This is a genomic window from Rhizobium sp. CAU 1783, assembly GCF_054551725.1.
In genome coordinates this window covers 111,947-126,037 of the sequence record NZ_JBTOLM010000001.1, presented here as the reverse complement: position 1 = coordinate 126,037, position 14,091 = coordinate 111,947, and the positions used below count along the sequence as shown (strand labels likewise).

General features: G+C 64.1%; 11 protein-coding genes. 9 read left to right on the top strand and 2 right to left on the bottom strand.

Features of this window, described 5'->3' with window-relative positions:
- Positions 1–2: 2 nt before the first annotated feature.
- Positions 3–2,009: an acetyl-CoA carboxylase biotin carboxylase subunit gene (locus ACX93L_RS00490; RefSeq protein WP_459403031.1), complete on the top strand. Its 2,007-nt coding sequence runs from the start codon at positions 3–5 to the stop codon at positions 2,007–2,009.
- A gap of 243 nt (positions 2,010–2,252) precedes the next feature.
- On the top strand, positions 2,253–4,388 hold the full coding sequence (gene scpA / locus ACX93L_RS00485) for a methylmalonyl-CoA mutase (protein WP_459403030.1): 2,136 nt from the start codon (positions 2,253–2,255) through the stop codon (positions 4,386–4,388).
- A 15-nt stretch (positions 4,389–4,403) separates the two neighbouring features.
- Here scpA and ACX93L_RS00480 read toward each other — a convergent pair whose 3' ends face one another.
- Positions 4,404–5,333: a LysR family transcriptional regulator gene (locus ACX93L_RS00480; RefSeq protein WP_459403029.1), complete on the bottom strand. Its 930-nt coding sequence runs from the start codon at positions 5,331–5,333 to the stop codon at positions 4,404–4,406.
- Positions 5,334–5,501: 168 nt separating this feature from the next.
- Here ACX93L_RS00480 and ACX93L_RS00475 point away from each other — a divergent pair, with 168 nt between their 5' ends.
- The 7 genes from ACX93L_RS00475 to mmsB all read left to right on the top strand — a co-directional run bounded on the left by ACX93L_RS00475 (position 5,502) and on the right by mmsB (position 12,692).
- Positions 5,502–6,704, top strand: coding sequence for an ABC transporter substrate-binding protein (locus tag ACX93L_RS00475; protein WP_459403028.1), 1,203 nt, complete (start codon positions 5,502–5,504; stop codon positions 6,702–6,704).
- Between the two features lie 25 nt (positions 6,705–6,729).
- Positions 6,730–7,509 (top strand): ABC transporter ATP-binding protein, encoded by a 780-nt coding sequence (locus tag ACX93L_RS00470; RefSeq protein WP_169595054.1) that lies wholly within the window; start codon positions 6,730–6,732, stop codon positions 7,507–7,509.
- Positions 7,509–8,210: an ABC transporter ATP-binding protein gene (locus tag ACX93L_RS00465; protein ID WP_459403027.1), complete on the top strand. Its 702-nt coding sequence runs from the start codon at positions 7,509–7,511 to the stop codon at positions 8,208–8,210. Before ACX93L_RS00470 ends, ACX93L_RS00465 begins: the two co-directional genes overlap by 1 nt.
- Before the next feature lie 4 nt (positions 8,211–8,214).
- Complete coding sequence (locus ACX93L_RS00460; RefSeq protein ID WP_459403026.1) at positions 8,215–9,102, top strand: branched-chain amino acid ABC transporter permease; 888 nt, start codon at positions 8,215–8,217, stop codon at positions 9,100–9,102.
- Between the two features lie 91 nt (positions 9,103–9,193).
- Complete coding sequence (locus ACX93L_RS00455; protein WP_246701922.1) at positions 9,194–10,105, top strand: branched-chain amino acid ABC transporter permease; 912 nt, start codon at positions 9,194–9,196, stop codon at positions 10,103–10,105.
- Between the two features lie 92 nt (positions 10,106–10,197).
- Complete coding sequence (locus tag ACX93L_RS00450) at positions 10,198–11,793, top strand: GMC family oxidoreductase (RefSeq protein ID WP_459403025.1); 1,596 nt, start codon at positions 10,198–10,200, stop codon at positions 11,791–11,793.
- Positions 11,794–11,816: 23 nt separating this feature from the next.
- Positions 11,817–12,692 (top strand): 3-hydroxyisobutyrate dehydrogenase, encoded by an 876-nt coding sequence (gene mmsB, locus ACX93L_RS00445; protein ID WP_459403024.1) that lies wholly within the window; start codon positions 11,817–11,819, stop codon positions 12,690–12,692.
- Positions 12,693–13,271: 579 nt separating this feature from the next.
- Here mmsB and bcsN read toward each other — a convergent pair.
- Positions 13,272–14,090, bottom strand: a complete 819-nt coding sequence (gene bcsN, locus ACX93L_RS00440; RefSeq protein WP_459403023.1) for a cellulose biosynthesis protein BcsN — start codon at positions 14,088–14,090, stop codon at positions 13,272–13,274.
- Position 14,091 lies beyond the last annotated feature (1 nt).

Sequence of the window (14,091 nt, the reverse complement as noted above, 5' to 3'; positions counted from 1 at the left end):
CCATGATCTCCAAACTCCTCATCGCCAACCGCGGCGAAATCGCCTGCCGGGTCATCAAGACCGCCAAGAAGATGGGCATCAAGACCGTCGCCGTCTATTCCGACGCCGACCGCGACGCCCTGCATGTGAAGATGGCCGACGAGGCCGTCCATATCGGTCCGGCCCCGTCCAACCAGTCCTATATCGTCATCGAGAAGATCCTCGAGGCGATCCGCCAGACCGGCGCCGACGCCGTGCACCCCGGCTACGGCTTCCTCTCGGAAAACGCCGTCTTCGCCGATGCGCTCGCCAATGCCGGCATCACCTTTGTCGGCCCGCCGGTCGGAGCGATCCAGGCCATGGGCGACAAGATCACCTCGAAGAAGCTCGCGGCAGAAGCCGGCGTCTCCACCGTTCCGGGCCATATGGGCCTGATCGAGGATGCCGACGAGGCCGTGAAGATTTCCGACCAGATCGGCTACCCGGTCATGATCAAGGCATCCGCCGGCGGCGGCGGCAAGGGCATGCGCATCGCCTGGAACGCCGAGGAAGCCCGCGAAGGCTTCCAGTCTTCGCGCAACGAAGCCAAGAACTCCTTCGGCGACGACCGCATCTTCATCGAGAAGTTCGTCACCGAGCCGCGCCACATCGAAATCCAGGTGCTCGGCGACAAGCACGGCAACGTGCTCTATCTCGGCGAACGCGAATGCTCGATCCAGCGCCGCAACCAGAAGGTCATCGAGGAAGCCCCCTCGCCCTTCCTCGACCCTGCCACCCGCAAGGCCATGGGCGAACAGGCGGTCGCGCTCGCCAAGGCGGTCGGCTATCATTCCGCCGGCACGGTCGAGTTCATCGTCGATGGCAAGCAGAACAAGTTCTACTTCCTCGAAATGAACACCCGTCTCCAGGTCGAACACCCGGTCACAGAACTCATCACCGGCCTCGACCTCGTCGAGCAGATGATCCGTGTCGCCTCGGGCGAAAAGCTTTCCTTCGGCCAGGATGACGTCAAGCTGAACGGCTGGGCGATCGAAAGCCGCCTTTACGCCGAAGACCCCTACCGAAACTTCCTGCCCTCGATCGGCCGCCTCACCCGCTATCATCCGCCGGTCGAAGGCAAGCAGGACGACGGCACGATCGTGCGCAACGATACCGGCGTCTACGAAGGCGGCGAGATCTCGATGTACTACGACCCGATGATCGCCAAGCTCTGCACTTGGGCTCCGGATCGCCTGACCGCGATCGACGCCATGTCGAAGGCGCTCGACAACTTCCAGGTCGAGGGCATCGGCCACAACCTGCCCTTCCTCTCGGCCGTCATGCAGCAGGAGCGCTTCCGCTCCGGCAAGATCACCACCGCCTATATCGCCGAGGAGTTCAAGGACGGCTTCACCGGCGTAGCGCCGGACGCCGCTTCCGCCCGCAAGCTGGCCGCAATCGCAGCCGTCATCAACCAGACGCTCCAGGACCGTGCGGTTCAGATTTCCGGCACGATCGGCAACCACCAGCGTAAGGTCGGCAAGGACTGGATCGTCACCCTCGCCGGCTTTGAATTCCCGGTCACCCTGTCGACCGGCGTCGATGGCATGGCGGTCGCCTTCGCCGATGACGGCAAGTGCTCGGTAACCGGCGGCTGGCTGCCCGGCCAGCTGCATTCGGTCTTCCATGTCGACGGCGAGACCATCGGCGTGAAGATCAACCTCGTCGGAGCGGCCGTTCGCCTGCGCTGGCGCGGCATGGATGTCGTGGCCCGCACCCGCTCGCCGCGCGTCGCCGAGCTTGCCAAGCTGATGCCGGAAAAGCTGCCCCCGGACACGTCGAAGATGCTGCTCTGCCCGATGCCGGGCGTGATCACCTCGATCGCCGTAAAGGAAGGCGATCAGGTCGAAGCCGGCCAGGCCCTCGCCACCGTCGAGGCCATGAAGATGGAAAACATCCTCAAGGCCGAGAAGCGCAGCGTGGTGAAGAAGGTCGCGGTCAAGGCCGGTGACAGTCTCGCCGTCGACGAGCTGATCATGGAATTCGAGTGATGTTGGCAGGGGCTACCTTACGCCCTCTGCCCTGCCGGGCATCTCCCCCTCAAGGGGGAAGATCACGGAGGGAGCGGCCCCGCCAGCAAGATATGTCGCATTCGCAGGGAAAAAGCTGACGATACCCCGCAAGGCCATAAGGTGGGCGCCAGGGCGCCTCCAGCCGATCTCCCCCCTTGAGGGGGAGATGCCCGGCAGGGCAGAGGGGGGTGTCTCGATCACGCACACCGAGGAGACTGTCCAATGACCGAGAAGACCATCAAGGACTGGGAAGCACTGGCCGAGAAGGAGCTGAAGCGCCCGGCCGACAGCCTCGTCTGGCAGACGCCGGAAGGTATTCCGGTCAAGCCGCTCTACACGGCCGACGACCTCGAGGGCATCGACCATCTCGGTTCGCTTCCCGGCTTCGCGCCCTTCGTCCGCGGACCGCGCGCCACCATGTATGCCGGCCGCCCCTGGACCATCCGCCAGTATGCCGGCTTCTCGACGGCCGAAGAGAGCAACGCCTTCTACCGCAAGGCGCTCGCCGCCGGCCAGCAGGGCGTCTCCGTCGCCTTCGACCTCGCCACCCATCGCGGCTATGACAGCAACCACCCGCGCGTCGTCGGCGATGTCGGCAAGGCCGGCGTGGCGATCGACAGTGTCGAGGACATGAAGATCCTATTCGACGGCATCCCGCTTGAAGACATCTCCGTCTCGATGACCATGAACGGCGCCGTCATTCCGATCCTCGCCAACTTCATCGTCACCGGCGAGGAACAGGGCGTATCGCGCGATAAGCTCAGCGGCACCATCCAGAACGACATCCTCAAGGAGTTCATGGTCCGCAACACCTACATCTACCCGCCGGCCCCCTCGATGCGCATCATCGCCGACATCATCGAGTACACGGCAAAGGAGATGCCGAAGTTCAACTCCATCTCGATCTCCGGCTACCACATGCAGGAAGCCGGCGCGACGCTGGTGCAGGAACTGGCCTTCACGCTGGCAGACGGCCGCGAATATGTCCGCGCCGCCCTCGCCAAGGGCCTCAACGTCGACGATTTCGCCGGCCGCCTGTCCTTCTTCTTCGCCATCGGCATGAACTTCTTCATGGAGGCCGCGAAGCTCCGCGCCGCCCGCCTGCTCTGGACCCGCATCATGCAGGAATTCGAGCCGAAGAAGGCATCGTCCCTGATGCTGCGCACCCATTGCCAGACCTCGGGCGTGTCGCTGCAGGAACAGGACCCCTACAACAACGTCATCCGCACCGCCTACGAGGCTCTCTCGGCCGCGCTCGGCGGCACCCAGTCGCTCCACACCAACGCGCTCGACGAGGCGATCGCCCTGCCGACCGAGTTCTCGGCCCGCATCGCCCGCAATACCCAGCTCATCCTGCAGAACGAGACCGGCGTCACCAAGGTCGTCGATCCGCTCGCCGGCTCCTACTATGTCGAAAGCCTCACCAACGACCTGGCGGAAAAGGCCTGGGCCCTGATCGAGGAAATCGAAGCCATGGGCGGCATGACCAAGGCGGTCGATGCCGGCCTGCCGAAGCGTCTGATCGAGGAAGCCGCGACCCGTCGCCAGGCGGCCGTCGACAAGGGCGAGGAAGTCATCGTCGGCGTCAACAAGTTCCGCCTCGAAAACGAAGCGCCGATCGACATCCTCGACATCGACAACACCGCCGTTCGTGCCTCGCAGATCAAGCGCATCGAACAGACCCGCCGCCAGCGCGATCCCAAGGCCGTCGAAAAGGCGCTGGCCCGCATCACCGACTATGCCCGCACCGGCGAGGGCAACCTGCTGGAAGCCGCCGTCGAGGCCGCCCGCGCCCGGGCCACCGTCGGCGAAATCTCGGATGCCATGCGCGTGGTCTTCGGCGACCATGCGGCCACGCCCAAGGTCGTGCACGACATCTACGGCAAGGCCTATGAAGGCGACCCGGAAATGCAGATGCTCTCCGGCCGCCTGAGCGACTACTCCAAGAAGGCCGGCAAGCCGCGCATCATGGTCGCCAAGCTCGGCCAGGACGGTCACGACCGCGGCGCCAAGGTCATCGCGTCCGCCTTCGGCGACATCGGCTTCGACGTCGTCGCCGGCCCCCTCTTCCAGACCCCGGAAGAAGCGGCAGACCTCGCCGTTGCGGAAAAGGTCCAGGTGGTTGGCATGTCCTCGCTCGCCGCCGGCCACAAGACGCTGGCACCACAGCTGGTTGAGGCGCTGAAGGCCAAGGGAGCCAAGGACGTGATTGTCGTCGTCGGCGGCGTCATTCCGCGCCAGGACTATGATTATCTTCTGGAACACGGCGTCTCGGCCGTCTTCGGCCCCGGCACCAACGTGCTCGATGCCGCCCGCACGGTGCTCGACCTGATCGAAGGCCGCCTGCGCAATACCTGAGCGTCAACGCTCCGCTCACAATGCCGGACGGCTTGCCTCAGGCCGTCCGGTGAACGATCCGCCGCTCCCACGGACGACATCCCGCAGAAACTCGATCACCGTGCGTACCCGCGCTACCTGCCTCAGATCGTGATGGCAGGCGATCCAGTAGTGGCGGCAGAGATCGACATCGTCCTCCAGCACCACCTGCAGTTCCGGATACTGCTTGGCGATGAATATCGGCAGCACGCAGAGCCCGAGCCCGCTGCGCGTCGCGATGAGCTGCGAGAAAATGCTCGAACTCTGAAAGCTCGGCCGGATGCGCGGATGGATGTCGCCGAGATAGTCCAGCCCCGGCGCGAAGATCATGTCCTGGATATAGCCGATGAAGGCGTGTTCCAGCAGGTCATCGCGCGTCCTCGGCTCGCCGCGCCGGGCAAGATAGTCGCGCGTGCCGTAGATCTTCAGGTGGTAGTCGGTGAGCTTTTCGGAAAAATAGGGACCTCCCTTCGGCGCATCGAGCACCACGGCGACGTCGGCTTCCTTGCGCGACAGCGCCATGATCTGCTGGATCGTCACCAGTTCGAGCGAGATGCTCGGATGGCGGCCGGTGAAATCCGGTAACGTGTGCGTGAAGAAGAAGTTGGAAAACCCCTCCGGAGCCGACAGGCGGACGACGCCACGCTGCCCCGTCGCACCGCCGGCGAGGTCGGCCTGCAGACGCTCGGTCTCCTGCTCGATCTTTTCCGCCGTCTCGATGAAGCGCTGCCCCATCGTCGTCAGCACATAGCCACGCGGATTGCGTTCGAAAAGCTTGACCTTCAGGGCAAACTCAAGACGGTCGATCCGCCTCGAGACCGTGGCATGGCTGGATCTCAGCTGCCGCGCCGCGGTGGAAAGCTGTCCTGTCCGCGCCACAGCAAGAAAGAACTGCAGATCGTCCCAGGTGAAACTCGCATTGCTCATGACCCCTCCCTCTGTTCAAAAATGAACAGACCCTGTTTGCAATTAGTTAAGCTCTGCGCTTGCGTCAACGGTGTTATTCCGGGATCATGCCTCATGACATGCCGTTCAGAGGAGTACGGCTGGTCAATTTTGAACAGGTTCGCGACCTGCACTCTGGGAGGAGATCAAATGCGCAACAAGCTCATCGCGTCCATGGCTATCGTATTGGCGTCAAGCACGGCGGTTCTCGCCGAGCCGTCGGACGGCAAGGTGAAGATCGGTATCCTGAACGACCAGTCCGGCGTGTACGCCGACTTCGGCGGCAAGTTCTCCTACGAAGCCGCCAAGATGGCGGTCGAGGACTACGGCGGCAAGGTTCTCGGCGTCCCGGTCGAGGTCGTCACCGCCGACCACCAGAACAAGGCGGACATCGCTTCCAACATCGCTCGCCAGTGGTACGACACCGAGCAAGTCGACACCATCATGGAACTGACCACCTCTTCGGTCGGCCTCGCCGTGCAGGCGCTCTCGAACGAGAAGAAGAAGATCACCATCAACACCGGCGCTGCCTCGACCGAACTGACCGGCAAGCAGTGCACCCCTTACGGTTTCCACTGGGCGTATGACACCTACGCGCTGGCCGTCGGCACCGGCGGCGCCATGGTCGAACAGGGCGGCGACAGCTGGTTCTTCCTGACCGCCGACTACGCTTTCGGCTATTCGCTCGAAGAAAACACCTCCAACTTCGTCAAGGAAAAGGGTGGCAAGGTACTCGGTTCCGTCCGTCATCCGCTGGCGACCACCGACTACTCCTCGTTCCTCCTGCAGGCCCAGTCGTCCGGCGCCAAGGTCATCGGCCTTGCCAATGCCGGCATGGACACGCAGAACGCCATCAAGCAGGCAGCCGAATTTGGCATCGTCGCCGGCGGCCAGCGCCTGGCGGCTCTCCTCTTCACGCTTGCCGAAGTCCACGGCATCGGGCTTGAGGCTGCCCAGGGCCTGACCCTCACCGAAGCCTTCTACTGGAACCGCGACGACGAAAGCCGCGCTTTCGGCAAGCGCTTCTTCGAGCGCACCGGCGCCATGCCGAACATGGTCCATGCCGGTACCTATTCGGCCGTCACGTCCTACCTGAAGGCCATCGAAGCCGCCGGCACCGACGAGACCGAAGCTGTCGCCGCCAAGCTGCATGAACTTCCCGTCAACGACGTCTTCGCCAAGAACGGCAAGGTCGGCCCGAACGGTCGCATGATCCACGACGTCTACCTGATGGAAGTGAAGAAGCCGGGCGAGAGCGACATTCCGTGGGACTACTACAAGGTCCTCGCGACCATCCCCGGCGACAAGGCCTTCAAGGACCCGGCCCAGTCCGGCTGCCCCCTGGTCAAGTAAGCAACCGAAGAACGCGGACGAATAGATGAGCAATGATCCTGTGCACCAGCAGGACGAGCCGCGGGTGGTCCTTTCCGCCCGCGGTCTTGGCAAGGATTTTTTCGGCTTCACCGCCGTGAACAACGTCGACCTCGACGTCCACCACGCCCGTATCCATGCCCTGATCGGGCCGAACGGCGCCGGCAAGACGACGGTGTTCAACCTCCTGACCAAGTTCCTGCAGCCCACCCGGGGAAAGATTACCCTTCTCGGCACCGACATCACCAACACCAAGCCCGACAAGATCGCGCGCATGGGCATGGTGCGGTCGTTCCAGATCTCGGCCGTCTTTCCGCACCTGACCGTGCTCGAAAACGTCCGCGTCGCCCTTCAGCGGCCCAATGAACTGGCGGTCCAGTTCTGGCTGCCGCTCTCTTCGCTCGACCGTCTCAACGGCCGGGCGGAAGTCCTGATCGACGAACTCGGGCTCACGCCCTATCGCAACACCCGCGCCGCCGACCTGTCCTATGGCCGCAAGCGCGTGCTGGAGATCGCAACGACCCTTGCGCTCGACCCTGAAGTCCTGCTGCTCGACGAACCGATGGCCGGCATGGGCCAGGAAGACGTGCGCATGGTGGCCGACATCATCCGCGAAGTCGCCCGCCATCGCGCCGTGCTGATGGTCGAGCACAATCTCTCGGTCGTCGCCGACATCTGCCACCACGTCACCGTCCTGCAACGCGGCGAGATCATCGCCGAAGGCGACTACGCCACCGTCAGTCAGGATCCGCGCGTGCGCACCGCCTACATGGGCACGGAGGACTAATGGCACCGCTCTTGAACGTTGCCGGGCTTCAGGCCTGGTATGGCGAAAGCCACGTCCTTCATGGCGTCGATCTCTACGTCAACGAAGGCGAAATGATCTGCATTCTTGGCCGAAACGGTATGGGCAAGACCACGACGCTCAGGACCATTATGGGCATCCTGCGCAAGCGGTCGGGCGAAGTGACCTTTGCCGGCCAGGACATGATGTCGATCCCGCTGCACAAGACGGCCCGTGCCGGGCTCGGCTTCGTACCGGAAGAGCGCGGCATCTTCGCGACGCTCTCGGTCGAGGAAAACCTGATGCTGCCCCCGGTGGTCGCCAAGGGCGGAATGAGCCTGGAGGAAATCTACGAACTCTTCCCCAACCTCCAGGAACGCCGCAATAGCCCCGGCACCAAGCTGTCCGGCGGCGAACAGCAGATGCTGGCCATGGCCCGCATCCTGCGCACCGGTGCTCGCTGCCTCCTGCTCGACGAACCGACCGAAGGCCTTGCCCCGGTGATCATCCAGCGCATCGGCGAGGTTCTCGTGAAACTCAAGGAGCGCGGCATGACCGTCGTGCTCGTCGAGCAGAATTTCCGCTTCGCCTCCAAGGTCGCCGACCGCTTCTACCTCATGGATCACGGCCAGATGGTCGCCGAATTCCCGGTCGCCCTGCTGCCGGAGCGCATGGACATGCTCAACAAGGTTCTGGGGGTCTGAGACCATGACAATGATTTTCGGCATTCCCCTGCAGGCCTTCCTCGGCCAGCTTCTGATCGGCCTGATCAACGGTTCCTTCTATGCACTCTTGAGCCTCGGCCTGGCGGTCATCTTCGGCCTGTTGCGGGTCATCAACTTCGCCCATGGCGCGCAATACATGCTCGGCGCCTTCGTCGCGCTGCTGCTTCTGACCAAGGGCGGTGCGAGCTACTGGGTCGCACTCGTCGCCTCCCCGATCATCGTCGGACTGGTCTCCGCAGCGATCGAACGCACCATGCTGTCCAGGCTCTACAAGCTCGACCATCTCTACGGGCTGCTCTTCACCTTCGGCCTCGCGCTGACGATCGAAGGCACGTTCCGCTACTTCTTCGGCGCCTCCGGCCAGCCCTATCCGGCTCCGTCGCAGCTCCAGGGCGCCGTCAACCTCGGCTTCATGGTGCTGCCGATCTACCGCGGCTGGGTCGTCATCCTGTCGATGCTCGCCTGCCTCGCGACCTGGCTGCTGATCGAGAAGACCAAGCTCGGCGCTTATCTGCGCGCCGCGACCGAAAACCCGGTCCTCGTCCAGTCCTTCGGCATCAACGTGCCGCTGCTGCTGACGCTCACCTACGCACTCGGCGCAGCGCTTGCCGCCTTCGCCGGCGTGCTCGCCGCTCCGATCTACCAGGTCTCGCCGCTGATGGGCACGAACATCATCATCGTCGTCTTCGCCGTGGTCGTCGTCGGCGGCATGGGTTCGATCATGGGGGCGATCGTCACCGGCTACATGCTCGGCATCGCGGAAGGCCTGACCAAGGTCTTCTATCCGGAAGCCTCCAACATCGTGATCTTCGTCATCATGGCAATCGTACTGATCCTGCGTCCGGCAGGCCTCTTCGGGAAGGATGTCTGACATGTCCCACCACGCACCCGCCGTCTCGGACGCAAACACCGTCGCCGCCCACCCGCAGGCCCTGCTGCTGCGCAATGCGCTTCTCGCCATCATGCTGGTGTTGCTCGTCGTGGCGCCCTTTCTGGTCTATCCGATCTTCGTGATGAAGCTCCTGTGCTTCGCCCTCTTCGCGAGCGCCTTCAACCTGCTTCTCGGCTATACCGGGCTCCTGTCCTTCGGCCATGCCGCCTTCTTCGGCGGAGCGGCCTACTTCACCGCCCATGCGGTCAAGGAATGGGGTGTGCCGCCCGAAGTCGGCATTCTGATCGGGGTCGCGGGGGCGTCGTTCCTCGGCCTGTTGATGGGCCTGATCGCACTCCGCCGCCAGGGCATCTACTTCACCATGATCACGCTGGCACTGGCGCAGATGTTCTTCTTCTTCTGCCTCCAGTCGAGCTTCACCCATGGCGAGGACGGCATCCAGTCGGTGCCGCGCGGCCACCTGTTCGGCGTGATCGATCTCTCGGTGACCACCAACATGTATTATTTCGTGCTGGCTGTCTTCCTTGTCGCCATGGCCGTGATCTGGCGCTTCATCAATTCGCCCTTCGGCATGATCCTGAAGTCGATCCGCGAGAACGAGAACCGCGCCATCTCGCTCGGCTACTCGGTCGTCCACTACAAGCTCGGCGCCTTCGTCATGTCGGCGGCTCTGGCCGGCCTCGCCGGCGGGGTCAAGGCACTGGTCTTCCAGTTCGCCACCCTGACCGACGTCACATGGCAGATGTCCGGCGAAGTCGTGCTGATGACCCTGCTCGGCGGCATCGGCACCATCATCGGCCCGATCTTCGGCGCCGGCATGGTCGTCGCGCTGCAGAACTTCCTCGCGACCTCCGACTTCCCCGTGACCGTGATCACCGGCGTGGTCTTCATGGTCTGCGTACTGCTCTTCCGACGCGGCCTGATCGGCGAGTTCTACGGATCGCGGCTCGGCCGCAAGCTGGGCTTCGACCACCGCGTCTGAGCGCGGACGATCGACGCCCGAAACAGTATTTGAAATTGCGAAATGACAATTCTCGGCCCTCGGGCCGGGAACGGTGTCCCTCGGGGTAAGACATGGAAAGCTTCGACTATATCGTCATCGGCGCCGGCACCGCCGGCTGCGTCATGGCCAATCGGCTTGCCGCCGACCGCACGACCCGCGTCCTTCTGCTCGAGGCCGGCGGCAGCGACAACTACCACTGGATCCACATTCCCGTCGGTTATCTCTATTGCATCAACAACCCGCGTACCGACTGGTGCTTTTCCACCGCGAAGGAAGAGGGCCTGAACGGACGCTCGCTCAGCTATCCGCGCGGCAAAGTGCTCGGCGGCTGCTCCTCGATCAACGGCATGATCTACATGCGCGGTCAGGCCCGTGACTATGACCAGTGGCGCCAGATGGGTTGCGAGGGTTGGGGCTGGGACGAGATCCTGCCCTTTTTCCGCAAATCGGAGGACTTCTACAAGGGCGCCGACGACATGCACGGCGCGGGCGGCGAATGGCGGGTCGAGAAGGCCCGCGTCCGCTGGGCCGTGCTGGAAGCCTTTCAGCAGGCGGCCAGGGAAGCGGGCATTCCCGAGACTGCCGACTTCAACCGCGGGACCAACGAAGGTTCCGGATACTTCGACGTCAATCAGCGTTCCGGCATCCGCTGGAACACTGCCAAGGCCTTTCTCCGGCCCGCCGTCAAGCGTGGCAACCTGACCGTCCTCACCAAGGCCCATGTCAAGCGCCTCGTCATCGCCGATGGCGCCGTCACAGGGGTCGAGGTCCATCATGACGGTGTGACGAAGCGCTTTGCAGCACGGCGCGAAACCGTGCTCTGCGCCGGCGCGATCGGTTCGCCCCATATCCTCGAACTCTCCGGCATCGGCCGCGGCGAGGTTCTTCAGAATGCCGGCATCGAGGTGGCCAAGGAAGTCCGCGATGTCGGAGAGAACCTGCAGGACCACCTCCAGCTCCGCCTCGCATTCAAGGTCACCGGCGTGCCGACGCTCAACGAGAAGGCCTCAAGCCTGATCGGCAAGGCCTCGATCGGGCTGGAATATCTGCTGAAGCGTTCCGGTCCCATGGCCATGGCGCCGAGCCAGCTCGGCATCTTCACCCGCTCTGGCCCCGACAAGGAAACACCGGACCTGCAATACCACGTCCAGCCCGTCACGCTCGAAAAGTTCGGCGAGCCGGTCCATCCCTTCCCGGCGATGACGGCAAGCGTCTGCAACCTCAGGCCAGAAAGCCGCGGTTCTGTCCACGCAACTGCCCCGGACTTCGCCGCACAGCCCGTCATCGCGCCCCGTTATCTTTCGGCGCCCGCCGACCGCGATGTCGCGGTCCGGTCGATCCGGCTGACCCGCAAGATCGCCAGCCAGCCTTCGTTCGCGCGTTACCGGCCGGAGGAATTCAAGCCGGGCCCGGCTTACGAGACAGACGAGGACCTGGCGCGTGCCGCCGGCGACATCGGCACGACGATCTTCCACCCTGTCGGCACCTGTCGCATGGGTTCGGACGAGGCAAGTGTTGTGGATCCTCGCCTGAGGCTCCGCGCGCTCAAGGGGCTCCGGATCGCCGATGCCTCGATCATGCCGACGATCACCTCCGGCAACACCAATTCCCCCACGATCATGATCGCCGAAAAGGCGGCGGCCATGATCCTGGCAGACAATCGCTGACGCGAAGGACCAAGGAGACCAAGATGGCCACTATTGCATTCATCGGACTGGGCAACATGGGCGGGCCGATGGCCGCCAACCTCGTAAAGGCCGGCCATTCCGTGAAGGGCTTCGACCTGTCGGCCGAGATCCTGAAGACCGCCGCCGGAAACGGCATCTCTCCCGTGACCTCGCTCGACGATGCCGTCGCCGGCGCGGATGCCGTCGTCACCATGCTTCCCAAGGGCGCGCATGTGCTGTCGGTCTGGGGAGCACTCGTCAAGGCCGCGACTGCCGGAACCCTGCTGATCGACTGCTCCACCATCGACGTCGAAAGTGCCCGCAAGGCCCATGAGCTCGCCGCAGGTGCCGGCTGCCTGTCGCTCGACGCACCGGTTTCCGGCGGGACCGGCGGAGCGTCAGCCGGGACCCTCACGTTCATGGCCGGCGGCAGCGACACGGCCTTCGCCAGCGCCAAACCCTTGCTCGAAGCCATGGGGCGGAAGATCGTCCATTGCGGCGGCGACGGCGCGGGACAGGCGGCGAAGATCTGCAATAACATGATCCTCGGCATTTCGATGATCGGCGTCTGCGAGGCCTTCGCGCTCGGCGAAAAGCTCGGCCTCAGCCACCAGGCGCTGTTCGACGTGGCCTCGACCTCGTCCGGCCAGTGCTGGTCGATCAACACCTACTGCCCGGTGCCCGGCCCGGTGCCGACCTCGCCCGCCAACAATGACTACAAGCCCGGCTTTGCCGCAGCGCTGATGCTGAAGGACCTGAAGCTGGCACAGGAAGCAGCCCTTGCCGCCGGCGCGGCGACCCCGCTCGGCGCTGAAGCAGCCCAGCTCTTCGACCTGTTCGACAAGCAGGGCAATGGCGGGCGCGACTTCTCGGCGATCATCGAAATGCTGCGCGGCTGATGCTCCCCCTCCCCCGCGCTGGCGTTGCGGCCGATGGATTGGGTTCCATCGGCCGCAATGCTTTTAAGAAGTGGGAGGAGCGCGACTCTTGGGGGTGGGGTGTGCCGCACTCCTCCCGCGATACCTGTCGAGATCTTGAACCGTCCGGCATGGGGGGCAGGACGATTCCGACAGGCACCGCAGCGGTCCCATAGGGACCGATCTGGTAAGCTATCGGGATCCCGACGCTATGCGCTCGGTTTCAATCGCTAACGGGCCTGAAGCCCGAAGCGTCGCGGTGGAATATCGTGACTGTAGGGATGCGCTGATGCGGCGCGCCAGAAGCTGCGCCATCCGGTCCCGGACCAAGCCGGGCCGACACGACAAGCGTCTATCCGCCCTGATCGCGGACAATTCAATGCACGTCATGTGCCCATTCCCATCTCTCATTTTCCGCGACGTCATGCGCAGAATTCCTCTTGGAACAGGCAAAGGGTTAGACCCCAGGTGTAAAGAACTGCTTAACGGAAATGGTCGCATTTGCCGCTGTCGCCACGCTCTCCACAGGTGCGCAAACCAACCTGGGGACAAGTCGGATTTTCAAGATTCGTCCGGCATGGGGATGACGATAGCTGAACCGTCCACGCCTTTATCGGTCGTGCTTTCCGGCCGCGCCGTGGCGGCGATCGATCCTGCGACGCTGTTGGTGGGCGCAGGGTCGATCCCGGCGACAGGCGCCGCCGCAATGTCCTGTGCCTGTTCGAGCGCGAGCGGCATGCCGCCGGAGCCCTGGGCGAAGGCCAGTGTCTCGATGGTCCGCCCGTTAACCGGCTTCAACTGCAGACCGGCCATCAGCACGGCGAGACGCTCTGCGCCGAGCTTCGGGTCGCAGAAACGGAGCCTGACGCGCATGCCGTACCCCTTGCCGATCGCCTCCGGTCCGACCTGCTGCCAGGCGAACACGCAGGCCTCGCCCCGGCCGGTCGTGCCAGTGGCGAGACCATGGACGCCATAGCCGTTCTGGTGCGCAACACCGTCGAAGGTCAGTCGGGCGTCCGGCAGGGCCAGCTGCATCTCGCGCTGCAGTTCCGACTGGCTGGGACCACGGCGATAACGCTGCGAGCCCGAAGGCCCGAGCTCGATCGACAGCGTGTTCTCGCCCGCCGCCGTCGAACGGTTCTGGTAAACCACTGTCTGTTCGGCAACCTCGCCGGTCACGCTCTGGCGCACCGAAAGGATCCGGCCGGCGGACGAGGGAAGCCGGCCAAGCGCGAACTGGGAATCGACCTCGGCCTTTGCCGACGCGGTGGCGGCCACCGGCGCCGCCGTGGAAGCGGTCAGCACGGGATCTTCCACCGTGCTGCAGCCGGCGAGCGCAGAGAGGGCGCCCATCACGAGCGCGATCCGGATTGCCAGCATG